We start from the raw sequence: 25,799 nt of genomic DNA, 5'->3' as shown, positions 1-25,799 counted from the left end.
GGGGTGAGGGCGCTTTGAAAGCACGTGGAGCAGGTTTTCAGCAAAGCGGATCCAGAACAGATGCAGAGCAGAGTCCATAGCCAAGAACTAGAAGCTAGAAGCTAGAAGCCAAAAAAGCTCCCCTCATCCGCCCCTGTGGGGCACCTCGCTCCGCGCCCCGGCCCCGCGTAGCACGCGAGGCGTACGAACAGGCACGAGCCTTTGGCTCGTACACGCCTGTTCTTAACCCCGCAAGCGGGAGAAGGGAAGACATGTGTTGCTTTTGCTTCGGGGTCAAACCTTCAAAACCTCCACCCGATAACTCGGCTTCTCCCCGCTGTTGTCGATGATCAACCCATGCACATCCGATTCAAACCCGGGGAAGCGGGCGTTCTGTTCGCGGGCGATGCGCAGCGACTGGATGATCGGTTCATCGCTGGCGCCAAAACGTTCACCCGGCATGATGGTCGGGATGCCCGGCGGGTAGGGCACCAGCATGGTGCCAGCGACGCGGCCGCTGAGCTGGTCGATGTCCACCCGTTCGATCTCGCCACGCACCAGATGGTTATAGGCTTCGGCCGGCGTGATCACCGGCTCCGGCAGCTCCACGTACATCTCGCGCATCACCTCGGCCACCCGGAACTCGCGGTTGAATTCGTGCAAGGCTGTGCACAGGTCGCGCAGGCCCCAGCCAGCGTAAGCGGCGGCATTGTCTTCCAGCAGGCTGGGCAGTGACTGGCTCAGCGGTGCATTGGCGTCGTACAGGTCCTTGAACGCCAGCAGCTCGGTGACCAGGGTGCTCCATTTGCCCTTGGTGATGCCCATCGAGAACAGGAACAACACCGAGTACAGGTTGGTCTTCTCCACGGTGATGCCGCGTGACCACAGGAACTTGCTAAGCACCGCTGCCGGAACGCCCAGCTTGCCCATCTCGCCGTCCATCGACAGCCCGGGTGTCAACAGGGTGACCTTGATCGGATCGATCAGCACATAGTCGTCGGCGAGGTTGTCGAAACCGTGCCAGCGCGCATCCGGGCGCAGATACCAATCCGGGCGCGAGGTGGCCATCGGCTTGCTGCTGTCGCCCTTGGCCAGGGTGCGCTCCACGCCATCGGGTTGCCAGACCTTGAACCACCAGTCATCGCGGCCCAGGTCCTCGCTGACATGCAGCATCGCGCGACGGAAGGCGACGGCTTCGTCATGCATTTCCTGCACCAGCGATTTGCCGGCATCACCTTCCATCATCTTGGAGGCGACATCGCAGGAGGCGATGATGCCGTAATGCGGACTGGTGGAGGTGTGCATCATGAAGGATTCGTTGAAGCGCTCCGCATCCAGTTCCCGCGTTGCCGCATTGCGCACATGGATCATCGATGCCTGCGAGAACGCCGCCAGCAGCTTGTGCGTGGAGTGGGTGGTGAAGATGATCGCGTCCTGCTCGCGCGGCTTGCCCTTGGCCATGCCGTAGTGGTTCTCATAGAAGGGATGGAACGCGGCATAGGCGTACCAGGCTTCATCGAAGTGCAGGAAACCAACGGCGCTGCCGAGGTTGTCGGCAATCTTCTCGGCGTTGTAACAGAGCCCGTCATACGTGGAGTTGGTGACCACCGCGATACGCGGCTTGGCACCGGGCTTGGCCGCCTTGCTGGCCAAAGGATTGGCCTGGATCATCTTCTGCAGTGCCTCTCCAGAGAACTGGTCAAGACTGATCGGCCCGATGATGCCGTGGGCATTGCGGCTGGGAGTGAAGTACACCGGAATGCCGCCGGTCATGATCAGCGAGTGCAGCAGCGACTTGTGGCAATTGCGGTCGACGAACACGATGTCGCCACGCGCCACCGTGCCATGCCAGACGATCTTGTTGGCAGTGGAGGTGCCATTGGTGACGAAGAAGGTGTGGTCGGCGCCGAAATTGCGTGCGGCCTCGGCTTCGGCGTCACGGATCGGGCCGGTGTGGTCGAGCAGGGAGCCCAGCTCCGGCACCGAGATCGACAGATCGCTGCGCAAGGTGTTCTCGCCGTAGAACTGGTGCAGTGCACGGCCTACCGGCGACTTGGTGAAGGCTACGCCGCCCGCATGACCGGGCGTATGCCAGGAGTAGTTGGACTGTGCCGAATGGTGGATCAACGCCTTGAAGAACGGCGGTAGCAGCTTGGCCATGTAATCGTCGGCGGCGCGCATTACCTGCCGGGCGATGAAGCTCTTGGTATCCTCGAACAGGAAGATGTAGCCGTGCACGAACTTGAGCAGCTTGCTCGGTATCTTCTCGATGGTGCGACGTTCGCCGTACAGGAATACCGGCAGGTCGGCGCGACGCTGGCTCTGCTCGCGCAGGAAGGCGAGCAGGCGCTGGAACTGGTCGTCATCGTCCTCGGTGCCGTCGATGGAGATCAATACCGCCGACGCAGCCACATAGGTGCGCGCACCGGCGCGGGCGTCATCCAGGTTCAGGCCCGTGAGCACGCGTTGGTCGCTCTTGCGCAGTTCCTCGGCCAGGGCACGGATCAGGATGCCGGCGATACGTGGCGATTCGTAATCGGCATCGATGATGACGATCGGGTAGTCCAGTGATTTGAAGTACATGATGTTTTCCTATCTACCGAGCGGGGGATCAGTTCGTGCTGGCACGGGCGGTGCCATTCGGAGTGAATTTGGCCAGGCGCTGCTTGCGGCGCTCATCGCTGAAGAACGGATAGAACACGGTGATGAACAATACGAACAGGAAGGCGTACTGCACGATGCTGCCGGACGAACCGTAGATGGCCCACAGGCAGTAGACGACGGTGATGCTGGTCAACACCCAGAACGCGCCGGTATGGGCCAGCGTATGCGAGCGTTCCACCACGAAGTAGCAGGCTACGCAGGAATAGATATAGGGCAGCAGGGTCAGCACCACCGCTGCCGAGGTGATCACGTCGAACTGCGCGGATGCGGTTGCCGAGGTGGAGGTGACCAGTACCGCCAATGTCATCAGGATGGCAACGATGAGCACGCCCTTGACTGGTACTTCGTCCTTGTTGGTCTTGCTGAAAATGCTGGGGAACAAGCCATCGTCCGAGGCGGCCTTGGCACTCTGCGCGGTCAACAGGATCCAGCCACCGAGCGAGCCGGCGGCGCCAACGAAGGCGCACAGGCTGACCAGCGCACCGCCCCAGCCGCCAACCGCGTTTGCCGCGGCCAGTGCGAACGGCGCGTCGGAGACCTGCAGGTCGGCGTTGGGGACCATGCCCATGATCACCGACGAGCTGGCGATGTAGGCGATGGCCGCGAGGAACACGCCGGCCAGGGTGGCGCGGGCAACGTTCTTCTCCGGGTTCTCGACCACACCTGCAGTCACAGATGCGGATTCAACCCCGATGAAGGCCCACAACGTCAGGGCCGCCGCGCTGGATACCGCGCCGAAGTTAGATTGGCCGGAGACGTTGTAAGCCCCCTTGAAAATGGCCGGGTCGAAGTAGAACCAGCCGAAGATGGCGATGCCCAGGATAGGTACCAGCGCGAAACTGGTGGTTACCGTCTGCACGCGGCTGACGAAGGACGGGCCGATTACGTTGGCGAAGCTCAGTGCCCACACCAGCAGCAGCACAGCGACACAGCGCGGCACCGGATCGGACAGGACAGGGAAGAAGTAGCTGAAGTAGCCGACCGCCGCGATCGGAATGGCGACATTGCCGATCCAGTTGGCGAACCAATAGATGGTGTTGGTCTGGAAGCCCATGTAGGGGCCGAACCAATCACGTGCATAGGCGTAGGGACCGCCCGCCTTTGGTGCCAGCTTGCCGAGTTTGGCGAACACGAAGGCCAGCAACAGTGCACCGGCGGTGGTGATCAGCCAGCCCCAGATCGAGGCGGTGCCGATCTTGGCCAGGCTGGAAGGCAGCAGGAAGACGCCTGAGCCCATCATGTTGCCTGCCACCAGGAAGGTCGCGCCAACGACCCCGATTTTCTTCTGACCTGCCATGACTATCTCCTCTCACCGGCAATGCCGGGTAATTCGATGGGAAGGACATTGCGTGAATCGTTGGGTGGCCCGCCGCACTTGAGGTGCGGTCATCGGCTGCCTGTTACTTGATGAAGTTGTATTGCAGGCTGCCCTGCAGACGCAGGGTGTCCGCATCGCGGCCGTCCTGCAGTTGCTGCTGGCCGTAGAGCAGTTCCATGCCCATGGTCCAGGACGGGGCAGGGCTCCAGAGCAGGTTCAATGCCGCGTAGCGGCTGCGCCGGAATGCATCGCCGGCCAAGGCATCGGCGCTGTCGATCTGCAGTTGCCCGTAGATCAGGTTGGAGCGCCACAGGTCCGACCAGTAGTGGGTATAGCCGAAGAAGCCGCCACGCAGTGGCAGCGCCTTGAGCCGGCCGTCGATATCGAGGGCGGCATCGAGATTGGAACCGGTGAGGTCGGCGGTATAGCGGCTGATGCCCTTGCCGCCAATCAGGCCGAACAGCAGCAGGTCACGCTCGGCGACCGCGTAGGAACCACTCAGCTGCAGGCCGCCGCCGACGGTGCGGTCGCTGCGGCCATCGCCGTCGTAGCCAAGGCTGCGCAGCACCGCGCCGAGCTGCAGGTGGCCCCAATCACGCTCCATGCGTGCGACCAGGCTGATGTCGGGCAGGTGCTCGGTCTTGCTGTCGTTGTCGCCGGTGTTGGCGAGCTGCGAATCGGGGTTTTCAGCCGCCACGGTCAGGCTGTTGCCCTTGCCCAGCGCGAAGCTGTGGTGGATGCCTGCCACCAGCAGGTAGCCGGCTGCGCCGGGGCCGGCAAAGTCCAGTGTGTCCGGCAGTGAGTCGGCATCCATGAAGGTGGAATAGCCGTAGCCCGCATAGGTATTGCCCAGCTGGCCGTAGGCGTGGCGCAGGCGGAACTCGTAGCTGTCGCTGCTGCCGAAGAAATCGTTCTCCAGGTAGAAGCGCAGCTTGCCGTGTGTGGTGGGGCGCCGCGCTTCGAAACTGAAGCGGGTCTGCTTGGCATGCATGCCGAAGTGCGAGACGTCGCGGTGCGGGCTGTCGACCGGAATCGACGAGGTGATGAACTGTTCGGTGTCACCGGCGGCTCGCCGGTCTGCAATAGCGTCGAGTTTTGCGTAGCCACCGAGCCGGATCATTGTCTCGGTGCCCGGGATTGCGATGAATCCTTTCAGTTCCGGGTCGGTCGGTGACGGTGCGTTGTCCAAGCGCGAGGCGGCTGTGGAAGGGTCTGCGACCGAGTCACGCGCCGGCAGTATGCTCTGTGCGGTGATTGCTTTGCCGGTGCCGGCAGCTGTTGTATCCAGGGGGGAGGTCGCGGCAGGCGGTGGAAGTGGTGGAGGTTTTGGGGTGGGACTTGCCTGTCCTTGCTCCAGTGCATCCAACCGCGCGTTGAGCGTTTGCAGATGCTGCTGCGCCTGCGCGATCTCCGCCCGCAATGCGGCAACAGAGTCCTGCGCGCCTGCTGCGCCGGGCAGCAGCGCAAGTGGCAACAGTGTGGCCAGCGTCAGTGGTTTCATCGCCTGTTCCGTGGAGAAGAAAACGTCACTCACGGCCGGAACATATCCCCGCCGCGATTCACCTATCGCTTGCGTGGCGACACGCTGACTGCCCCCTCAGGCCTGCGTGAAACCTGCCTATTTACCATCGTTGAAATCAGGTTATGACTACGTGAATTTAGGATGAAACCTAATGTCATAAACCGTGATTTCTGATAGCTGAAAGGGCTTCAGTCTGCGCGCTCCACCTGGCCTGTTTCCAGCGGAACCCGGCTGCCATCCAGCAGCCCACGACTGAGTTGTCCATCCTCGATGAACAGCAGTTCGCCGTTCTCGCCGTCCTTGATGCTGCTGTCGATGGCGATGATGCGATCACCGTGGAAACTGCTCACGTGCGGCATCGAGGTGTGGCCGACCACGATGCGCTTGAGCCCGAGCTGGTCCAGCACGGTCTGCACGCCAGGAGTATCCAGCTGGCCATTGAAGTAGCCGCGGTACCAGATCGGGCTGGTCTTGCCGTCGTACAGCGGTGCGGTGATTGGATCGGCCTTGACCTCGGCCTTGGGTCGGCTCAGCGAGGCCTGGTACGCGGCATTGGTGGTCGCTGGATCGAGCGCGAGTTGCAGTGCGTCGGGCGAAACACCGCCATGCAGGAACAAGGTATCGCCGATGCGCAGCAGCACCGGGCGCGTGCGCAGCCACTGCCCGATCACCGAATCGGCACCATACAGTTGCGGATAGCTGCGGCCGAGCAGTTGGGCGCTGCGCAGGTACTTGGGATTGACGTAACGCAGGTCGTCGTAAAGCACCATCGTTTCATGGTTGCCGAGCACGAAGTGCACTGCGCCGCCAGCTTGTGCGGCCTGCTGCTGCAGGCTGTAGAGCAACCAGAAGGCTTCGGTGACCTGCGGGCCACGGTCGAATACGTCGCCGGCGATGACCAGCGTGTCCTGGCCCAATGCCCAGTTGTCGTCGCTGTCGATCACGCCGTTGGCGCGCAGCAAGCGGCGTAGCAGGTCGTACTGGCCATGGATGTCGGAGACGGCGACGATGCGCGGCACCGCGGGTAGTGTTGCGGCAGCGGGCGTGGCGAGCGCTGCGATATCCAGTGGATGCGGATAGCCGCACTCCGGTGCGATCGCACGGGTGATATCGCGCCTTGCTCTCACCTTTCGCGAGACCACCCGGTCGTCGCAGATCCATTGCGCCTGCAATCGCGTGCCGTCGCGGAACACATAGGGGCCATCGGCCTGCACATGCGCCGCTGGCTGCGGCACCTCGCGGGCATTGGCATCCAGGGCGGGCAGGGCATTGCACAGCAGCAGGATGAGCAGGGCGCGGAGGATGGGCATTGCAGGCTTCCAGAGGCGGGTGACCGTTTGCACCCGCCAGCAGCCTATGCGTTCGCTGTACCGGCAGCATGTGCTATCGGTTGGTGCTGCCTGCTGCTCAGTCGCGGCGCAGTGCGCTACGGCCCGGTGCGGTGGGCAAGGCATCGCTGCCCAGTACGACGCGATTGCGGCCCTGCTTCTTGGCCTGGTACATGGCGGCGTCGGCACGTGCCATCACCCGTTCGTAGTCCGGGTGGCCGTCATACAAGGCCACGCCGATGCTGGCGCTGATGGGCAGAAGCTGGCCATCTGCAAGGGTGACCGGCGTATCGACCAGGCGCCGGCACAGGCCTTCGGCGATCACCATGGCCTGGCGTTCCTCCACCGCCACCAGCACGACGACGAATTCCTCGCCGCCGTAGCGGAATACGTAGTCGCTGCCACGGGTGAACTGGCTGAGGATGCCGGCGACGTGTTGCAGGGCGCGGTCGCCGGCTTCGTGGCCGTGCTCGTCGTTGATGGCCTTGAAGTGATCCAGGTCCAGCAGCAGCACGGCAAAACTGTCCCCGGACTTTTCCGCCAGCTCGATCTCGCGGCGCAGCACGGTGGGCAGGAAGCGGCGATTGAGCAGGTTGGTCAAGGCATCGCAGCCGGCATCCAGTTCGCCGATGCGCTCGAACAACATGCCAAGCAAGGTACGGATCTGGCTGACCTTGGAGCGCACATCCTGCAGCTGCGCGGTACGCGCGGCAGGGTCGCTGTCCTGCTGCAGGGTGTGCTGCAGCAACTGGTCGACGTCTTGGATCAAACCGCTGATCTGGCGGGTTTCGGAGCTCTCGCCAAAACTCGGAATGCCTTTGTGGTTGAACCAGAGACCAAACTCCGAACGCGCCAGGGTCTGGAAACTGCCCAGGTCGCCCTGCGCCGCCAGTGCGTACAGGAGGGTGTTCTCCCAGTCCAACAGCAATGCACGCTGGCGTTCGCGCTCGGTGCTGACGTTCTGCACCAGCGAGAACAGCCGGTAGGCGGCATCCGTGCGTGAGGAACGTTCCCGTGCGTTGGAATAGGCCAGTGTCATACCCTCCAGCGCGATGTCGAACGATGCGGTGAGGCTGGCAATGGCCGCATGTGCAGCCTCGCCGTGTCCGGCCTGCGCGCCGATCAGCTGGAACAGGCGTTGCTTCAGCACGCGGGTGCCACGGGTAACCAGGTCTACGGGTATGCCTACGCGTGCATGCACATCGCCGATGACGCGCTGGTTGGCGATCAGCTGCTCGACGTTGTCGGGCGTTGCTTGCAGCAGGTCCCTGACCCAGCGCTGCATGGCCGGCTGCAGTCGTACCCGGACCTGGTCATGTGACATCGAACGTGAGGCACGCGCGTCGTTCATCATGACCTTGTAAAAATGCGCGGCCAGTTCAGCGGCATGCGCGTCGGCCAGGCTCGCGAGAATCTGGCTCGCACCGGTGCCAGCGGCATCGAGGCTGTGTTTCCAGGCATCTGCGAGCGCACTGCTGTCGGTGTCTGGGGGTGGTGCGGGGACGATGTTCATGCGTACGACCGGTAAAGTGCCAAGAGGCAGCCGACTATTATCGGCAGCAACAACAGGTTTTTGAGGACGTTGTGTTGATGGCTGGATTCACCGTTTGTTCAAGTTTGCTTGTGCTGGGCACCCCTATCGGAATGGCGCAATGATCAGCGCCGGCCCGTTTCCGTTGATGGCGCTGGTTGCCCTGTTGGCGCTGGCGATTGGCTGGTTCTTCGCGCGCGCATTGGCACCTGCTGCCGATGGAATGCGCAGCCGCGCTGGTGCGGTGGTGCTGGATGCGTTTCTGCTGGGCTTGCTGGGTGCACGTCTGGGTCACGTGGCGCTGCACGCTGGCGACTACCTGCCGCACCCGCTGTCCATCATTCGTCTGGGCGATGGTGGCTATTCGATCTGGGCGGGCCTGCTGTTCGCGGCGACCTATGCAATGTGGAAGACCCGCCAACGCGTGCTGCGCAAGCCGGTGTTGTTGGGTTTGGTTGCGGGTGCGGCATTCTGGGCAATCGGTGGCATGGTGTTGTTTGCAATGCAGCGCTCATCCATTCCGTTGCCGGATGCGGTGCTGGTTGACATGCAGGACAAGCCGGCACCGCTGGCTGCATTTGCCGGCAAGCCAACCGTGATCAATCTGTGGGCGACCTGGTGCGGGCCTTGCCGGCGCGAGATGCCGGTGCTGGCACAGGCGCAGCAAGCGCATCCGCAGGTGCAGTTCGTGTTTGCCAATCAAGGCGAAACCCGCGACGAAGTCGCCGACTATCTGCGTGCCGAGAACATGCAGTTGGGCAACGTGCTGCTGGATGCCGAGTCGCAGGTGATGCAGCAGACCGGCGCTCGTGCATTGCCGACAACGCTGTTCTTTGGCGCCGATGGCCGGCTGCGCAATGTGCACATGGGCGAGCTGTCGCGCGCCACGCTGGAAGCGCGCCTGCGCGAAATGCAATAACCCCTTTCCTGAAAGAGACACACGATGATGCGTTCCCGTTCGATGTTGCTGTTGTTGTCCGCCATGACGCTGACGCCGCTGGCCTGCGCACAGACTGCCACTGCCCCGGCGGCTACTGCGGCAAAGCCGGCCGCGGCCAATGAGCCGGCGGTAGTGAAGACCCTGCGTTCGCAGGGCGTGGAGTTCATGGGCACGTTCGAAACGCCGGTTGGCCTGACCGGCTATGCCGGCGTCGCAGGCCAGCGTCCGCTGGGCGTGTATGTGTCCAAGGATGGTGAGTACGCGGTGGTTGGTACCCTGGTCAACGCCAAGGGTGAGGATGTCAGCGCCGCCAAGCTCAAGGAGCTGGTGTCGGGACCGATGGGCCAACAGGCCTGGGCCAAGGTGGAAGCCAGCCATTGGGTGCGCGATGGCAAGGCCGATGCGCCGCGTGTCATCTATTCCTTCAGTGACCCGAACTGCCCGTACTGCAACCGCTTCTGGGAAGCAGCGCAGCCGTGGGTGGCCGCAGGCAAGGTGCAGATCCGGCAGATTTTGGTCGGTGTGATCCGCGAGGACAGTGCCAACAAGGCGGCTGCGATTCTGGGCGCAGCCTCGCCGGAGCAGGCGCTGATCCAGAATGAACGTGATTTCGCCAAGGGCGGCATCAAGCCGCTGGCGACGGTGCCGGCGGCAGTGCAGGCCAAGCTGCGTGCCAACGAGGCCTTGATGCTTGATCTGGGCTTCCAGGGCACGCCGGGCATCCTGTTCAAGGATGCCGACGGCACGGTGCAGATGCGTTCGGGCATGCCGCAGGGCGATGACATGCAGACGGTGCTTGGCCCGCGCTGATCACTGAACCGGGCGGCGGCGATGTAATAGTCTCCGCCGCCACTGGCTGACTAAGCTGGCCCCGCTATGAGGAGCCAGCCATGAGTCACGACCACAACCATCTGCCCAGCGAAATCCGCCACGAGAAACCACTGTGGTGGGCGCTGGGTCTGACCACCGCCTATCTGGTGGTGGAAGTCATTGGCGCGTTCTGGACCAACAGCCTGGCGCTGTTGTCCGACGCTGCGCACATGGCCACCGATGCGATCGGCCTGATGATCGCCTTGACCGCTGTTCGCCTGAGCCGGCGTCCGCCCGATGCCAAGCGCACCTACGGTTATGCGCGGTTGGAGGCTTTGGGCGCGGTTGCCAATGGCCTGCTGCTGTTCGGCGTGGGTATCTACATCCTGTTCGAGGCCGTACAGCGCTTCCAGCAGCCGCAGGACATCGCCTCCACCGGTATGATGTGGGTGGCTGCATTCGGCCTGGTGGTGAATCTGATCGCGATGCGCCTGCTCAGTGCTGGCAGCGGTGAAAGCCTCAACGTCAAGGGCGCCTACCTGGAAGTGTGGAGTGACATGCTTGGCTCGGTGGCAGTGATTGTCGGCGGCCTGATCATCCACTTCACCGGTTGGACCCTGGTGGATCCGATCCTGGCCGTGCTTATCGGCCTGTGGGTGCTGCCGCGCACCTGGGTGCTGCTGCGCGATGCGATCAACGTGTTGCTGGAAGGTGTGCCCAAGGGCGTGGTGCTGGCCGATATCGAGGCTGCGCTACGTGGGCATGCCGGTGTCGCCGGTATCCATGATCTGCATGTATGGGCGCTGGCATCAAGCACGCCGGCCTTGACCGTGCACGTGGTGATGCAGGATGGCCAAGCGCCGGATGTACTGCGTCGACAGCTGGCGGACCTGCTGCATGAGCGGTTTGATATCGATCATGTGACGGTGCAGGTTGAAGCGGATCACTGTGGTGATGATTGCGCCGACAAGAAGGCCGGTGGTGGTGACCACGACCATGATCATGAAGGTCATGCGCATGGGCCGGATGATCAAGGCCATCATGGCCATGTGCACCGCTAGGCGTCCGGTGGCTTTTCGGCATTGTAGGAGCGGCGTAAGCCGCGAAGCTGAGGCTGCTGAAATCACCGGAATCACGGCAATCTGATTGATCTGTGGTTTCGCGGCTTACGCCGCTCCTACAAAAACCGGGGGCTCGGCATTTTCCGTAAGGCCATTGCCGAGCATGGCTCGGCACTACAGATTGAACGAAAAACGGAGCCTTTCGGCTCCGTTTTTCGTTCAAACAACCAACCCGCAGGAGCTCAAACCACCGGCTCACGCAGTTCCGGCATCTCCCAGCCATTGCGCGGTGCGAAGCGATCACCATGCCGCGCCTGCAAGGTCTTCAGCTTCTCGACCAATACGTCCACGCCGGTCGCACGGATATGCTGGATCGGGCCGCCACGGAACGGGGCGAAACCGGTGCCGAAGATCACCCCTGCATCGAGCAGGTCGGCATCGGCGACCACGCCGTCGTGCAGGCAGGCCACGGCTTCGTTGAGCAGCGGCAGGATCAGGCGGTCTTCCAGGTCCGACGGTGGCTGGTAGTCCTTGGCCACTTCCGGCTTCACCGCGCGGCCGTTCTCCCACTTGTAGATGCCCTGGCCGTCCTTCTTGCCGCGCTTGTTCGGCTCGACGGTCGCCAGTGTGGCCGGGATCTGCAGGCCGAGGAAGGGCGCCAACTCCTTGCCCACGCCAGCAGCCACGTCCAGGCCAACCGTATCCAGCAGCTCGATCGGGCCCATCGGCATGCCGAACTTGACCGCCACCTTGTCGATCACCGGGCCGGGGATGCCTTCGGCATACGCGGTGGCGGCTTCCAGCATGTACGGGAACAGCACGCGGTTAACCAGGAAGCCGGGCGTGCCGGCCACCGGCACGGGGAACTTGCCCAGCGCCTTGCAGAACGCAGCCAGACGCTTCTCGGTCTCCGGCGCCATGCCGTCGTGGTGGATGATCTCCACCAGCGGCATCTGCGCGACCGGGTTGAAGTAATGCAGGCCGGCAAACTGCGCCGGGCGCTGGATGTGGTCGCGCAGCTCGACCAGCGGGATCGAGGAGGTGTTGGTGGTGAGCAGCGCATCGGCCTTCATCTTCGGCTCCAGCGTCTGGTACAGCGCACGCTTGGCTTCCGGGTTCTCGATGATGGCCTCGATCACCAGATCGGCATCGGCAACGCCGTCACCGGCCAGATCGGCCTTCAGCCGTGCAGCCACTTCCGGACGTTTGCTCTCATCGCGCACCTTCTTGTCGAACAGCGCCTGCGCGCGGGTCATGGCCGGGTCGATGAAGCGCTGCTCGCGGTCCTGCAGGGTCACGTTGAAGCCCTTATAGGCCGCCCAGGCCGCGATATCGCCGCCCATCACGCCAGCGCCGACCACGTGCACGTGCTTGATGCCCGAGTCCTTGCCGCCCAGGCCCTTGAGCCGTTCGGTCAGGAAGAAGATGCGGATCAGGTTGCGTGCGGTCGGGCTGCTGGCCAGCTTGACCACGGCGCGGCGCTCGGCGTCCAGGCGCTTCTGGATCGGGCTGCCGCCGGTGCGCTCCCAGGTGCTGATCAGCGCGTAGGGCGCCGGGTACTGGTCCTTCTTGGCCTTGCGTGCGACCTGCTTGGCCATCTGCGGGGCGAGGATCTTGCGGGCCAGGAAGGTATTGGTGGCCCAGGCAGTCGCACGCTGCTTGAACGGGCGGGTCACGCCGGTCTGCAGCAATGCGATGGCCGCATCGACCAGCACCGCCGGGGCGGCGACCTTGTCGACCAGGCCGATAGCACGCGCGGCCGAGGCCGACAGGGTGCGGCCGGTCAGCATCATGTCCATCGCCGCCGGCGCACCGACCAGCTGTGGCAGGCGTGCACTGCCGCCCCAGCCCGGGAAGATGCCCAACTGGGTCTCGGGCAGGCCGATACGGGTGGATTGATCGTTGGAGGCCACGCGGTAACGGCAGGCCAGCGCCAGCTCGGTGCCGCCGCCCAGACAGTGGCCGTGGATCGCGGCGACGGTCGGGCAGGGCAGTTCGGCCAGCTTCTGGTAGACGCTCTGGCCACGGCGGATGGCGTCATTGACGGTGCCGCGGCGGTCGAACTCCTGGAATTCCTTCAGGTCGGCGCCAGCGATGAAGCCGGCTGCCTTGGTCGAGCGCACCACCACGCCCTTGGGCGGGTCGATGGCCAGGCGCTCGACGATGTCGCCCAGTTCCAGCAGCACGTCCTGCGACATGGCATTGACCGGGCTGTCCTTGCGGTCGAGGCTGAGCACTGCCACGCCATCCTCGCGCAGCTCGGTTTGCCAATGATTGAAGCGGAGCCCGTCGAAGCCTGAGAGCATGGGACGTTCCATCCGGTTGTGTATGGAGAAGACCGCTATGATCCAGAGGTTGTTTCCCTGCCGTCAAATCCCAATGTCTGGAATTGTGTTGGGCTTATCTGGTCAGCGCCCCTGGAGGTTAGCCGAACGGGAGTTAAAAGCTGGTGCGGTGCCGCTGGGACAGGGTGCTGAACTTTTGCCGCGAACAGCGGTCTTATTGCCCGACGTCGGTTGGGCTGACAGGAGTGCGGCCCGTTATGGCCGAGGTTGAAACACCGCAGGAGCTGGACCTGGAACTGGTCCGGCGTGTGCAGCGCGGCGAAAGCGCGGCGTTCGATGTGTTGGTACGCAAGTACCAGCATCGGATCATCGCGTTGATCGGGCGCTACATCGCCGACTGGAGTGAATGTCAGGACGTGGCCCAGGACACTTTCGTGCGCGCTTACCGTGCGCTCGGGAATTTCCGTGGCGACGCCCAGTTCTATACCTGGTTGCATCGGATCGCAGTGAATACCGCAAAAAACTATCTGGCAGCACACAACCGGCGCCCCCCCACCGACGACATCGAGATCGGTGACGCCGAGCAGTTCGACAGTGGGGTCCGCTTGCGCGACAACGACACGCCCGAGCGTGAGTTGATGCGCCAGGAACTGGAACAGACCGTGATGAAGGCGGTTGATGCGTTGCCCGAAGAGCTGCGCTCAGCCATTACGTTGCGAGAGGTGGAAGGCATGAGTTACGAGGATATCGCGCAGAAAATGGGATGCCCGATCGGCACGGTGCGGTCGCGGATCTTCCGTGCCCGCGAGGCCATCGATACACAGCTGCGTCCCTTGCTGGATACCCCCAGCGCTACCCGTGAACGGAGTCGCGTATGAACCCGCAAGACCGTAACCCGGTGTCGGCCGGTGCTGCGCCGGACAAATTCGAATTGCACTACCGCCAGCAGCTGTCGGCGCTGGTGGATGGCGAGCTGGCTGCCGATGAGGCGCGCTTCATGCTGCGCCGCTTGGAGCACGACAGTGAGCTTTCGGCCTGCCAGGAGCGCTGGCAGGTAGTGGGTGACGTGATGCGTGGCCAGGCCTGCGCACCGGCGCCCCTGGATTTCAGTGCGCGCGTGCGTCAGGCGGTGGACGCGGATGCGTTGCAGAACGGTCCGCTCGTGGCCGCGACCGCAGCACAGCGTGCGCCGCAACGTGCCGCGCGGACAGGTTGGCGGCGGTGGGGCGGCGGTGCCGCTCTGGCTGCCTCGGTGGCTGCCGTGGCCTTGTTCATGGCCCGCGAACAGCTGCCTGAAACGAATGCACCGACGCCGGTCATCGCGACCACGGCGGAAGTTGCTCCCGCACCTGTGCAGCCTTCGGCCCCTACCGCGGCGGATGCCGGCAATGTCGCCGGTCTGGTTGCGGCGGCACCTGCGGTTGCCGCAGCCGTGACCCGTCGCCAGGATGCCAGCGCTCGCCGCGGTAGCGCGACCCGTACCCAGCAGGCAGCGCGGGCCGGTACCGCGCGCATGGCCGAGCCGCAACGGGCGATTGCTTCCGCGCCGGTAGTGCCGGCAACCCCGGCGCTGCGCCAGGACCCGTTTGCCACCGGCAATGGCGTGTTGCATGCACGGCCATGGCCACGCTCGACGGTGGCGCCGTCGCTGTCGCAGGGGGCGCTCAACGCCAGTTTCCCTGCGCAGGAGCAGGGTGGGGCGACGTTCTACCCGTTTGAACCGCGCATGCCGGCACAGGGTGCCGACGATGCCGAGTCGCGCAGGCTGTTGCCGCGTCAGTGAGTGTTGCTTGCCGGTCGTCCGCCTCAGGGCGACCGGTTTTCCCCGGATTCCAGGTTTGTGCGCTGTTGGCTGGCGTACCGGGCTTGGCTGTTCTTTCCCGCTTTGACTGAATTGGAGGCTCGAAGCTGATGACCCCACGTATCCAAAACAAGGTGTTTGGCCTGCTGGCGATGACCCTGCCGTTGGTGGCCTGCGCGCAGAGCCCGGCACCGGATGCGCCCGCGGCGCAGGCGACCGCTACCCGTGCCGCCCCCGCGCCGCAGCTGGTGCAGGGCCTGCCTGATTTCACCCAACTGGTCGACCAGGTTGGCCCGGGCGTGGTCAAGGTCGATACCGTGATTGGCGCGCGCCGCAATCCGCGCGCTGCCCAGCAGGGCCCGGACATGGACCAGATGCCGGAGTTCTTCCGCCGCTTCTTCGGTCCGGATTTCCAGATGCCGGGGCCGGGCCAGCAAGGACCGGACAGCGGGCCGCGTGGGCGCAGCATGGGTTCGGGCTTCATTATCTCCAATGACGGCTATGTGCTGACCAACCACCACGTCATCGACGGTGCTGAGTCGGTCAAAATCACCTTGAGTGATCGTCGTGAGTTCACCGCCAAGGTGGTCGGCAGTGATGCCCAGTACGACGTGGCGCTGCTGAAGGTCGAAGGGCGCAACCTGCCGACCGTGCGGGTGGGCGATTCGAATACGCTCAAGCCGGGCCAGTGGGTGGTGGCGATCGGCTCGCCGTTCGGCCTGGACCACTCGGTTACCGCCGGTATCGTCAGTGCGCTGGGTCGTAATACCGGTGGCCAGGAGCAGCGCTATGTGCCCTTCATCCAGACCGACGTGGCGATCAACCAGGGCAACTCCGGCGGCCCCTTGCTGAATACGCGCGGTGAGGTGGTCGGCATCAATTCGCAGATCTTCTCCGCCTCCGGTGGCTATATGGGCATCAGCTTCGCGATCCCGATCGATCTGGCGATGAATGCGGTCGAGCAGATCAAGAAGACCGGCAAGGTCAGCCGCGGCCAGTTGGGTGTGATGGTCGGTGAGGTGACCAGCGACATCGCGCAGGGCTTCAAGCTGCCTGACAGCCGCGGTGCGCTGGTCAACCAGATGGTGCCCGACAGCGCGGCGGCCAAGGCGGGTATCGAGGTGGGTGATGTGATCCGTGCGGTCAATGGCACCGAGATCAATACCTCCAGCGAGCTGCCGCCGATGATTGGCGCGATGCCGCCCGGCAGCAAGGTGCGGATGAGCATTCTGCGTGACGGCAAGCCGCGCGATATCACCGTGACGCTGAGCGAACTGGCCGAGGATGCGGCGCGGCCGGGTAACACCGCTGCCGCTGGCGATGAGGCCAAGCCGCAGGCCGGCGCCAATGCCCTGCTGGGGCTGGAAGTGGCCGATCTGACCGCCGCCGAGCGTCGCCAGCTCGGCCTGGAGTCGGGCGAAGGCGTGCGCATCACCGGCGTTAACAGTCAGTCTGGCCGCGAGGCGCGTCTGGCCCCGGGCATGGTGGTGCTGCAGGTCGGGCGCGCCCCGGTGGGCAGCGTTGCCGCCCTGAACCGGGAGCTGGCCGGTTACAAGAAGGGTGACGTGGTCATGTTGCTGGTCCGCGCCGGCGCCAACAGCGCCTTCGTCCCGGTCCGCGCCGGCGAATAAGCCCGCCAGACCTTGTGATTGCAACGGGAGCCGCCTTCGGGCGGCTCCTTTCGTTCAGCTGCCGGCCAAACCCTGTGCGGGGCTTGGCTCCGGCATGCGATAATGCCCCGTTATCCTGACGACGCAGCGCCGCCGCCGCCACCTATGTCACATGATTCGATGCGGATGATCCGCAACTTCTCCATCATTGCCCACGTTGACCACGGTAAGTCCACCCTGGCCGACCGCATCATCCAGTTGTGTGGCGGCTTGACCGCGCGCGAAATGGAAGCGCAGGTCCTGGACAACAACCCGATCGAGCGCGAGCGTGGCATCACGATCAAGTCGCAGTCGGTGTCGGTGCCGTATACGGCCCGCAACGGCCAGACCTACTTCCTGAACTTCATCGATACCCCCGGCCACGTCGACTTCTCCTATGAAGTCAGCCGCTCGCTGGCCGCCTGCGAAGGCGCGCTGCTGGTGGTCGATGCGGCCCAGGGCGTGGAAGCGCAGTCGGTTGCCAACTGCTACACGGCCATCGAGCAGGGCCTGGAAGTGGTGCCGGTGCTGAACAAGATCGACCTGCCGACCGCCGATATCGACCGTGCCAAGGCCGAGATCGAAGCGGTGATCGGCATCGACGCCTCCGACGCGGTTGCCGTCAGCGCCAAGACCGGCCTGAACATGGAGGAGGTGCTGGAGGCCATCGTGCACCGCATCCCACCGCCGGCCGACCGTGGCAGCGACAAGTTGCAGGCGCTGATCATCGATTCCTGGTTCGACAATTACCTGGGCGTGGTCTCGCTGGTGCGCGTGATGCAGGGCCAGATCAAGGCCGGCGACAAGATCCAGGTCATGTCCACCGGCCGTTGGCATCTGGTCGACAAGGTCGGCGTCTTCACCCCCAAGCGTAAGGAAATGCCTGCGCTGCGTGCCGGTGAAGTGGGCTGGATCAACGCCAGCATCAAGGACGTGCACGGCGCGCCGGTTGGCGACACCCTGACCCTGCAGGCCGATCCGGCGTCCGAGCCGCTGCCCGGCTTCCAGGAAATGCAGCCGCGCGTGTTCGCCGGACTGTTCCCGGTCGACGCCGAGGACTACCCGGACCTGCGCGAAGCCCTCGACAAGCTGCGCCTGAACGACGCCGCGCTGCGCTTCGAGCCGGAAAGCTCCGAGGCGATGGGCTTCGGCTTCCGCTGCGGCTTCCTCGGCATGCTGCACATGGAAATCGTGCAGGAGCGCCTGGAGCGCGAGTACAACCTCGACCTGATCAGCACCGCACCGACGGTGATCTACGAGGTGCTCAAGAGCGACGGGACCATCGTGATGATGGACAACCCGGCCAAGCTGCCGCCGGTCAACCAGGTGGAAGAAATCCGCGAGCCGATCATCCGCGCCAACATCCTCACCCCCGAGGAATACATCGGCAGCATCATCAAGCTGTGCGAAGAGAAGCGCGGCAGCCAGATCGGCATCAACTACATGGGCAGCCAGGTGCAGATCAGTTATGAGCTGCCGATGGCCGAAGTAGTGCTGGACTTCTTCGACAAGCTCAAGTCGGTCAGCCGTGGCTACGCCTCGCTGGAATACCACTTCGTGCGCTTCGAGGCCGGCCCGTTCGTACGCCTGGACGTGCTGATCAACGGTGACAAGGTTGACGCCCTGTCGCTGATCGCCCACCGCAGCCATGCCGATCGTCGTGGCCGCGAGCTGTGCGAGAAGATGAAGGACCTGATTCCCCGGCAGATGTTCGACGTGGCCATCCAGGCCGCGATCGGCGCGCAGATCATCGCCCGTACCACGGTCAAGGCCATGCGCAAGAACGTGCTGGCCAAGTGCTATGGTGGCGACGTTTCGCGTAAGAAGAAGCTGTTGGAGAAGCAGAAGGAAGGCAAGAAGCGCATGAAGCAGGTGGGCCGCGTGGAGATCCCACAGGAAGCCTTCCTTGCTGTGCTGCAGATGGACAAGTAACAGTGAATCGAGAGTAGGGAATGGGGAGTCGTAACGGCCGGGCGAAACGCTTTGGACTGCGCGGTTCCCGGCTCCCCATTCCCCGTTTCCATTCCGAAGGAACTTGAATGAAATGGTTTGAAATCATCCTGGTTGTGCTGACCCTGGGCTCGGGCCTGGTGGTGCTGCTGGACAAGCTGTACCTGCGCAAGCGTCGTGCCGAGAAGGCCAGCTTGCTGGACAGTGAAGAGCCGGCGGTAGTGGATTACTCGCGCGCGTTCTTCCCGGTGCTGGCGGTGGTGTTGATCCTGCGCAGCTTCGTGGCCGAGCCGTACAAGATCCCCTCCAGCTCGATGATGCCCAACCTGCTGATCGGCGATTTCATCCTGGTCAACAAGTTCTCCTACGGCTTCCGCCTGCCGATTACCAATACCAAGATCATCCCGGTAGCCGAGCCAAAGCGCGGTGATGTGGTGGTGTTCAAGCCGCCGCATGCGCCGGACCAGAACTGGATCAAGCGCGTGATCGGCCTGCCGGGCGACCGCATCGGCTTCAACGGTGACACCTTGTCGATCAACGGCGTGCCGATGGTCTACGAAGACCGCGGCGAGTACGTTGGCAAGGGCCCTGGCTCGGAAATGACTGGTGCCTCGCTGCTGACCGAGCAGCTGCCGGGCCGCAGCCATACCGTGCTCGAGCTGCTGGGTCGCGCCGACCCGCGCGGCCAGGGGGACTGGGTGGTGCCGGAAGGCCAGTACTTCGTGATGGGTGACAATCGCGACAACAGCGAGGACAGTCGCTTCTGGACCCAGACCCACTTCCTGCCGGAAGAGAATCTGCGGGGCAAGGCGTTCCTGATCTGGCTGAACTGTGAAGGCTGGTTCTGCAAGGGTAGTTTCGAGCCGTCCCGCATCGGGGCGGGCATTCAGTAAGTGGATAACGCGTGTCTGGGGAGATCGCAATGAAGCACAAGCAAGCAGGTATGACGCTGACCTCGTTCCTGATGGTGTTGGCGGTGGTGGGCTTCGGGCTTTACATCGGCATGAAGCTGTTCCCGATGTACCAGGAGTTCTATTCGGTCAAGGTGGCGATGAAGTCGATGGCGAACGAGTCAACCGGTGAATTCAATCCGTCGACCGCGACCCAGGCCTTTTTCAAGCGCATGGACATGAATTACTCCGACTCGGTCAAGCGCGACAACATCAAGTTCGAGCGTACCGATGGTGGCTGGCGGATGAACGTGACCTATGAGGTGCGCAAGCCGCTGATCGGCAATCTGGACATCGTAGGCAATTTCACAAATTCCCAGGATTTCACCTCAGGCAGTGCTCAATAAAACGTTCCAACGGGGTGACCTGATCGGTCATCCATTCAAGGACCAGGGTCTGCTGAAGCAGGCCCTGACCCATCGTAGTGCGGGCGCGCCGCATAACGAGCGCCTGGAGTTCCTCGGCGACAGCATCGTCAACATGCTGATTGCCGAGGCATTGTTCACCCGTTGGCCGAAGGCGGACGAGGGCGCGTTGACCCGCGCCCGCTCGGCGTTGGTCTGCGAAAGCGCGCTGGCGGTGATCGCGCGTACGCTGCTGCTGGGTGACCGGCTGACGCTGGGTCCGGGTGAGATGAAGTCAGGCGGCCATCGCCGCGACTCCATCCTCGCCGACACCTTCGAGGCCGTGGTTGGCGCCATTTATCTGGACGCCGGTTTTGAAGCCTGCCGCGAGCGGATAATGCCGTGGTTCGAGGCCTCGCTGTCGGCGGTGCCGGCAGGCAAGCCCGAGAAAGATCCCAAGACACGCCTGCAGGAATGGTTGCAGGCCCGGCAGAAGACCCTGCCGGTATACGAGCTGGTATCGGAGACCGGCGACGACCACGCCAAGCACTTCCATGTGCGCTGTTGCGTGGCTGACCCCGCCGTAAGTACCGAAGGCGAAGGCACTTCGCGACGGCTGGCCGAACAACAGGCGGCAGCCGCCGCAATAGAGCAATTGGATTCCAAGTGAACGACACCTCCTCTCATCGCTGTGGCAGCGTCGCGGTCATTGGCCGCCCCAACGTTGGCAAGTCGACCCTGACCAACGCCCTGGTTGGCGCCAAGGTCAGCATCGTCTCCAACCGTCCGCAGACCACCCGCCACCGCCTGCTCGGCATCGCCACCTACCCGGAAGGGCAGTTGGTGCTGGTCGATACCCCTGGACTGCATCGCCAGCAGAAGCGCGCGATGAACCGGGTCATGAACCGTGCCGCGCGTGCCTCGCTGGAAGGCGTGGACGTTGGCTTGCTGGTGATCGAAGCCGGTCGCTGGGACGAAGAAGACACCCTCGCGTTCAACGTGCTGAGCGATGCAGGCGTGCCGGTGGTGCTGATCGTCAACAAGGTTGATCGTCTGAAGGACAAGGGCGCGCTGCTGCCGTTCCTGCAGGAGATTACCGTCGGCCGCGAATTCGCCGCCGTGCATCCGATCTCGGCGCTGAAGCGGAATGGTCTGGACGCGCTGGTGCGTGACCTGATCGGGCTGGTGCCGGAAGGTCCGCCGATGTTCGGCGAAGATGAAATCACCGACCGCAGCCAGCGCTTCCTCGCCGGCGAGCTGGTCCGCGAGCAGCTGATGCGCCAGCTCGGCGAAGAACTGCCTTACGCCACCACGGTGGAGATCGAGCGTTTCGCCGAAGACGGTGCGCTGCTGCGCATCGGCGCGGTGATCTGGGTCGAGCGCGAAGGCCAGAAGGCGATTGTCATCGGCAAGGGCGGCACCCGCCTGAAGGAAATCGGCGCCAAGGCGCGTCTGCAGATGGAGCGTCTGTTCGGTGCCAAGGTGTTTCTGGAAACCTGGGTGCGCGTGCGTGAAGGCTGGTCCGATGACGAGGCCGCGCTGAAGGCCTTTGGTTACGGCGAACAGTAAGGCTTGTTCCGGGAATCGGGAGGGGGGAATCGGGAATGGAAACTGCCTGGTTCTTCCGCGATTTGCGGTTTCCGGCTTGTTTCTGGCCGCGAGGCAGGTCAGGTTGTGTGATGAATACCGATGCTGCGACGACGATAGGTCGTAGCGATAGCCGGCCGCCAGGGAGCCTGACGAAGGCCGGCTGGATCACGGTCGCGGGCTGTTCCGACTCCCGATTCTCCATTCCCGACTCCCAGTCTTGAGATGCGCATCGACGACCAGCCCGCTTACGTGCTGCATGCCCGGCCTTGGCGCGAGACCAGCCTGCTGGTCGAGGTGCTGAGCCTGGAGCATGGGCGCTTGGGTCTGCTTGCGCGGGGGGTGCAGGGAGCGAAGAAGCAGGCACTACGCGCGGCCCTGCAGCCCTTGCAGGCAATCCGTTTTGACGCACAGCAGACTGGCGAGCTGGCGCAGCTGCGCCGGGCCGAAAGCCAGGATGTGGCGCCGCGCCTGCACGGCCACGCCATGCTTGCCGGGTTCTATATCAACGAACTGGTGATGCGGTTGACACCGCGGCAGGATCCCTTGCCCGAGCTGTATGTGGCTTACGGTGAGCTGCGGGGGCAGCTGGATCAGCCGGACACGCTGGCGTGGTTACTGCGTCGCTTCGAGCGTGATCTGCTTGACGCATTGGGCTTTGGCTTCGACTGGAGTTGTGGTGCCGACGGTGAGCCCATCGACCCGGCGGCGCGCTATCGGCTGGATCCGTTGCAGGGCCCGCTGCGGCTGCTCAGTGAGCGCAACAACGAACGCCGCGCGCTGGCGACCGGTAGTGCGTTGCTGGCATTGGCCGAGGATCACCAGCCCGACAGCAGCGATGTTGCCAGCCTGCGCCTGCAGATGCGTGCAGTGCTGCTGCACCACCTTGGTGGTCGCGGACTCAAGTCCTGGGAAATGCTGGGCGAACTGGCCCGTCCACAACCGTAGTGCCGGGCCACGCTCGACAGGGGCCGCCCGCAGAATCCAGCCTGTAGTGCCGAGCCATGCTCGGCAGGGGCGTTACGCAAGATCCAGCCTCTGTAGTGCCGAGCCATGCTCGGCAGGGGGCGTTACGCAAGATCCAGCCTCTGTAGTGCCGAGCCATGCTCGGCAGAGGCTCTACCGTGGAAACCTGCTGCCGAGCATGGCTCGGCACACCATCCGATCAGCGCAGCAAGGCGCTGACAGCACTGCCGAATTGTTGCCGTGCCTGCATCGATGCGGGGTCGCGATTCAGCTGGCGCACTGCAAATGCCAGGCGCGAGGCGCCAACAAAACCACAGCTGGCCTGCAGCTTGTGCAGCTGTGCATGCAGGGCTTTGTCGTCATGCTTTTCAAGTGCATGACTGACCGCATCGCGGGTGCCTGGCAACTCGGACAGGAACAGTTCGCGCAGTGCACGCACGTGCGCCTGTTGCCCGTTCAGGGCGTTCATCGCGGCTGACTCGTCCCAATCCAGCGCAGCTTCGGCAACGGCGCCGTCAGCCTTTGCAGTGGACCTGGTCAGCGCACGGCGCACGCTCTTGAGCAGCGCATCGCGACTGATCGGCTTGACCAGGGTTTCCTGAAAGCCGGCCTGTTGCAGCGTCATCTGCATTTCCTGACTGGTATCTGCGGTATGCGCCAGTGCAGCGGTGTGCGGGTGGCGTTCACGCAGACTGCGCAGAAGACCAGCGCCATTGCCGTCAGGCAGGTTCACATCGAGCAGCCACAGGTCGTAGCTGTCGCTCTGTGCCCAACGCAACGCGCTGGCGCACGAATCAGCGATATCAACCTTGGCCGGTAGCGATTCCAGCACAAACTGGAAGAAGCCCTGGCTGGTCATGTCGTCCTCGACCAACAACAGGCGCGGCAGGTTTCCTTGGTGATGCGTATTCATCTGCTGCCTCCATGTCAGCTACTGCCCGCATATTAGCGATGGCACCGTGATCTGCAAGTCATCGGGGTGTTCACGTTGAGCATCTGCGACAATGGCCGCCCTTTTGCCCGCAGCCTGTTGCCACGTGGCCCGATCCAGATCCCCCCGCATAGACAAGACCCCGTTCCAGACCGACATCCTCGACCTGAGCCACGACGGCCGTGGCGTTGCCCGCCGTGAAGGCGAGGGTGGCAAGGTCACCTTCATCAGCGGCGCGCTGCCGCAGGAAACGGTGATGGCCGAGCAGACCGGCAAGAGCCGTCATTTCGATGAGGCCAAGACGGTCGAAGTGCTGAAGGCCTCGCCGCATCGCGTCGAGCCGCGCTGTCCGCATTTCGGGGTGTGCGCAGGTTGCGTACTGCAGCACCTGGACGAGTCGCGGCAGATTGTCGCCAAGCAGCAGGTGCTGACCGACAACCTGACCCGCATCGGCCACGTCAGCCCGGGCGAGGTGTTGCCGCCGCTGGTGGGTGACAGCTGGGGCTACCGCCGGAAGGGGCGCTTCTCGGTGCGCCGCGTCGAGAAGAAGGACAAGACGCTGGTCGGCTTCCGCGAACTGGATCCGCGCTTTGTCGCCGATCTGTCGCAGTGCCTGACGGTGATCCCGGAGATCGGCAGCAAGGTCGGCGCGCTGTCCGCTTTCATCGAAACGCTGGATGGCAAGCGCGATATCCCGCAGATCGAATTCATCGCCGGTGATGCCGCCATCGCCCTCACCGTGCGCCACTTGGCTCCGCTCAGCGATGCCGACAAGCAGGCGTGGATCGCATTCGGCCAGGAGCATGGCTTTGCGATCTACCTGCAGTCCGGTGGCCTGCACACCGTGGCCCCGTTGTGGCCGGCCGAGGGCGTGGCGCTGTCCTTCGCGCTGCCGCAGTGGGATGTGGACCTCGCGTTCCGCCCGCTGGATTTCATCCAGGTCAATGCCAAGCTCAACCAGCAGATGATCGCGCATGCGCTGACCTTGTTGGATGCACAACCGGACGAGCGCGTGCTTGACCTGTTCTGTGGCCTGGGCAACTTCACCCTGCCGCTGGCGCGCAGCGTGCGCGAAGTGGTCGGCGTGGAAGGCGAGGCCGGGCTGGTCGCGCGCGCCAAGGAAAACGCCGAGCGCAACGGTCTGGCCAACGCCGAGTTCCATGCCGCCGATCTGACCCTGGATCAGAGCGAAGCGCCGTGGATGAAGCAGGGCTTCGACAAGCTGCTGCTCGACCCGCCGCGTTCGGGTGCGATCGATGTGCTCAAGCAGTTGCCGCTGGATCAGTTCAAACGCATCGTCTACGTCAGCTGCCATCCGGGCTCACTGGCGCGCGACGCCGGCTATCTGGTCAATGAGCAGGGCTTCACCCTGGTGTCCGCCGGTGCGATGGACATGTTCCCGCACACCGCGCACGTGGAAAGCATTGCCGTCTTCGAGAAGAGGTAAGCGGTGGGTATCGAGATCGAGCGCAAGTTCCTCGTCAGCAGCGATGACTGGCGGGCCGCCGCGCACGCCGTCATCCCGATGGCGCAGGGCTATATCAACGATACGGCGGCGATGGACAGCGGCGCGCAGAAGGCTTCGGTGCGGGTCCGCATCCAGGGCGACGAGGCCTACCTGAACATCAAGTCGCGCGAGCTCGGCCACACCCGCCAGGAGTTCGAGTACCCGGTGCCGGTGAACGAGGCGCGTGAGCTGCTGGCGTTGTGTGTTGGCGGCCTGATCGACAAGCGCCGATATCTGGTCCAGCACGGCGGCCTGCTGTGGGAAGTGGACGAGTTCCTCGGCGACAACGCCGGACTGGTAGTGGCCGAAGTGGAGCTGGAGAGTGCCAATCAGGTGTTCGCCAAGCCCGACTGGGCCGGCGCCGAAGTCACCGACGAATTGCGTTATTACAATCTGGCCTTGGCATCCAAGCCGTACACCCAGTGGTGAAGTGCCTGTAGTGCCGAGCCATGCTCGGCAGGGGCTTCACAAGCAAACCCTGTAGTGCCGAGCCATGCTCGGCAGGGGCTTCACAAGCAAACCCTGTAGTGCCGAGCCATGCTCGGCAGGGGCTTCACAAGCAAACCCTGTAGTGCCGAGCCATGCTCGGCAGGGGCTTCACAAGCAAACCCTGTAGTGCCGAGCCATGCTCGGCAGGGGCTTCACAAGCAAACCCTGTAGTGCCGAGCCATGCTCG

Annotated in this window: 21 protein-coding genes; 14 read left to right on the top strand and 7 right to left on the bottom strand. The window is 63.7% G+C overall.

The features are described 5' to 3' along the window. Window positions 1–273: 273 nt before the first annotated feature. From ACVOLI_RS11480 to ACVOLI_RS11460, 5 genes are all read right to left on the bottom strand, one after another. Window positions 274–2,562, bottom strand: coding sequence for an Orn/Lys/Arg family decarboxylase (locus ACVOLI_RS11480; protein WP_481614509.1), 2,289 nt, complete (start codon window positions 2,560–2,562; stop codon window positions 274–276). Window positions 2,563–2,590: 28 nt separating this feature from the next. After that, on the bottom strand, window positions 2,591–3,940 hold the full coding sequence (gene adiC, locus ACVOLI_RS11475; RefSeq protein ID WP_481614508.1) for an arginine/agmatine antiporter: 1,350 nt from the start codon (window positions 3,938–3,940) through the stop codon (window positions 2,591–2,593). A 103-nt stretch (window positions 3,941–4,043) separates the two neighbouring features. Next, on the bottom strand, window positions 4,044–5,462 hold the full coding sequence (locus ACVOLI_RS11470) for a DcaP family trimeric outer membrane transporter (RefSeq protein ID WP_481614513.1): 1,419 nt from the start codon (window positions 5,460–5,462) through the stop codon (window positions 4,044–4,046). A gap of 209 nt (window positions 5,463–5,671) precedes the next feature. Continuing rightward, window positions 5,672–6,793 (bottom strand): metallophosphoesterase, encoded by a 1,122-nt coding sequence (locus tag ACVOLI_RS11465; protein ID WP_481614507.1) that lies wholly within the window; start codon window positions 6,791–6,793, stop codon window positions 5,672–5,674. A gap of 97 nt (window positions 6,794–6,890) precedes the next feature. Then, window positions 6,891–8,324, bottom strand: coding sequence for a GGDEF domain-containing protein (locus ACVOLI_RS11460; protein WP_481614506.1), 1,434 nt, complete (start codon window positions 8,322–8,324; stop codon window positions 6,891–6,893). Between the two features lie 139 nt (window positions 8,325–8,463). Between ACVOLI_RS11460 and ACVOLI_RS11455 the strand changes: the two genes are divergently transcribed. The 3 genes from ACVOLI_RS11455 to ACVOLI_RS11445 all read left to right on the top strand — a co-directional run bounded on the left by ACVOLI_RS11455 (window position 8,464) and on the right by ACVOLI_RS11445 (window position 11,153). Next, window positions 8,464–9,261: a TlpA family protein disulfide reductase gene (locus ACVOLI_RS11455; RefSeq protein WP_481614505.1), complete on the top strand. Its 798-nt coding sequence runs from the start codon at window positions 8,464–8,466 to the stop codon at window positions 9,259–9,261. A gap of 24 nt (window positions 9,262–9,285) precedes the next feature. Further along, window positions 9,286–10,092 (top strand): thiol:disulfide interchange protein DsbG, encoded by an 807-nt coding sequence (gene dsbG, locus ACVOLI_RS11450; protein WP_481507609.1) that lies wholly within the window; start codon window positions 9,286–9,288, stop codon window positions 10,090–10,092. A gap of 80 nt (window positions 10,093–10,172) precedes the next feature. Continuing rightward, on the top strand, window positions 10,173–11,153 hold the full coding sequence (locus ACVOLI_RS11445) for a cation diffusion facilitator family transporter (protein ID WP_481614504.1): 981 nt from the start codon (window positions 10,173–10,175) through the stop codon (window positions 11,151–11,153). A gap of 242 nt (window positions 11,154–11,395) precedes the next feature. Here ACVOLI_RS11445 and ACVOLI_RS11440 read toward each other — a convergent pair whose 3' ends face one another. Continuing rightward, window positions 11,396–13,459, bottom strand: a complete 2,064-nt coding sequence (locus ACVOLI_RS11440) for a 3-hydroxyacyl-CoA dehydrogenase NAD-binding domain-containing protein (RefSeq protein ID WP_481614503.1) — start codon at window positions 13,457–13,459, stop codon at window positions 11,396–11,398. A 236-nt stretch (window positions 13,460–13,695) separates the two neighbouring features. Between ACVOLI_RS11440 and rpoE the strand changes: the two genes are divergently transcribed. The 9 genes from rpoE (at window position 13,696) to recO (ending at window position 22,667) form a co-directional block, all read left to right on the top strand. Continuing rightward, a complete protein-coding gene (gene rpoE / locus ACVOLI_RS11435) occupies window positions 13,696–14,316 on the top strand; it encodes an RNA polymerase sigma factor RpoE (protein ID WP_296250849.1) in 621 nt (206 codons plus the stop codon). After that, a complete protein-coding gene (locus ACVOLI_RS11430) occupies window positions 14,313–15,221 on the top strand; it encodes a sigma-E factor negative regulatory protein (protein WP_481614502.1) in 909 nt (302 codons plus the stop codon). Before rpoE ends, ACVOLI_RS11430 begins: the two co-directional genes overlap by 4 nt. Before the next feature lie 128 nt (window positions 15,222–15,349). After that, window positions 15,350–16,870 carry a DegQ family serine endoprotease gene (locus ACVOLI_RS11425; RefSeq protein WP_481614501.1) on the top strand — a complete coding sequence of 507 codons (1,521 nt, stop codon included), beginning with the start codon at window positions 15,350–15,352 and terminating at the stop codon, window positions 16,868–16,870. 159 nt (window positions 16,871–17,029) lie between these two features. After that, window positions 17,030–18,820, top strand: a complete 1,791-nt coding sequence (lepA, locus tag ACVOLI_RS11420) for a translation elongation factor 4 (protein WP_296250907.1) — start codon at window positions 17,030–17,032, stop codon at window positions 18,818–18,820. A gap of 107 nt (window positions 18,821–18,927) precedes the next feature. Beyond that, window positions 18,928–19,731, top strand: a complete 804-nt coding sequence (gene lepB, locus ACVOLI_RS11415) for a signal peptidase I (protein ID WP_481614500.1) — start codon at window positions 18,928–18,930, stop codon at window positions 19,729–19,731. Window positions 19,732–19,760: 29 nt separating this feature from the next. Continuing rightward, window positions 19,761–20,135: a DUF4845 domain-containing protein gene (locus tag ACVOLI_RS11410; RefSeq protein WP_481545165.1), complete on the top strand. Its 375-nt coding sequence runs from the start codon at window positions 19,761–19,763 to the stop codon at window positions 20,133–20,135. Then, the gene (gene rnc / locus ACVOLI_RS11405; protein ID WP_481614499.1) at window positions 20,125–20,802 is read left to right on the top strand and encodes a ribonuclease III; all 678 of its coding nucleotides are present in this window, start codon (window positions 20,125–20,127) and stop codon (window positions 20,800–20,802) included. The genes ACVOLI_RS11410 and rnc overlap by 11 nt, the downstream gene beginning before the upstream one ends. Next, on the top strand, window positions 20,799–21,701 hold the full coding sequence (gene era, locus ACVOLI_RS11400) for a GTPase Era (RefSeq protein ID WP_282269633.1): 903 nt from the start codon (window positions 20,799–20,801) through the stop codon (window positions 21,699–21,701). Before rnc ends, era begins: the two co-directional genes overlap by 4 nt. 243 nt (window positions 21,702–21,944) lie before the next feature. Next, the gene (recO, locus tag ACVOLI_RS11395; RefSeq protein WP_481614498.1) at window positions 21,945–22,667 is read left to right on the top strand and encodes a DNA repair protein RecO; all 723 of its coding nucleotides are present in this window, start codon (window positions 21,945–21,947) and stop codon (window positions 22,665–22,667) included. A 217-nt stretch (window positions 22,668–22,884) separates the two neighbouring features. On the opposite strand, the gene ACVOLI_RS11390 is transcribed toward recO, so the two are convergent. Continuing rightward, window positions 22,885–23,598, bottom strand: coding sequence for an Hpt domain-containing response regulator (locus ACVOLI_RS11390; RefSeq protein ID WP_481614497.1), 714 nt, complete (start codon window positions 23,596–23,598; stop codon window positions 22,885–22,887). A gap of 124 nt (window positions 23,599–23,722) precedes the next feature. Here ACVOLI_RS11390 and rlmD point away from each other — a divergent pair, with 124 nt between their 5' ends. Together rlmD and ACVOLI_RS11380 are read left to right on the top strand one after the other, a co-directional pair. Further along, window positions 23,723–25,063, top strand: coding sequence for a 23S rRNA (uracil(1939)-C(5))-methyltransferase RlmD (gene rlmD, locus ACVOLI_RS11385; RefSeq protein WP_481614496.1), 1,341 nt, complete (start codon window positions 23,723–23,725; stop codon window positions 25,061–25,063). 3 nt (window positions 25,064–25,066) lie between these two features. Next, window positions 25,067–25,552, top strand: coding sequence for a CYTH domain-containing protein (locus tag ACVOLI_RS11380; RefSeq protein ID WP_481614495.1), 486 nt, complete (start codon window positions 25,067–25,069; stop codon window positions 25,550–25,552). Window positions 25,553–25,799 lie beyond the last annotated feature (247 nt).

The sequence above is a fragment of the Stenotrophomonas sp. STEN029 genome (assembly GCF_056760015.1).
The sequence above is the reverse complement of the archived record's forward strand: the minus strand, read 5'-3'. Positions and strand labels throughout refer to the sequence as shown.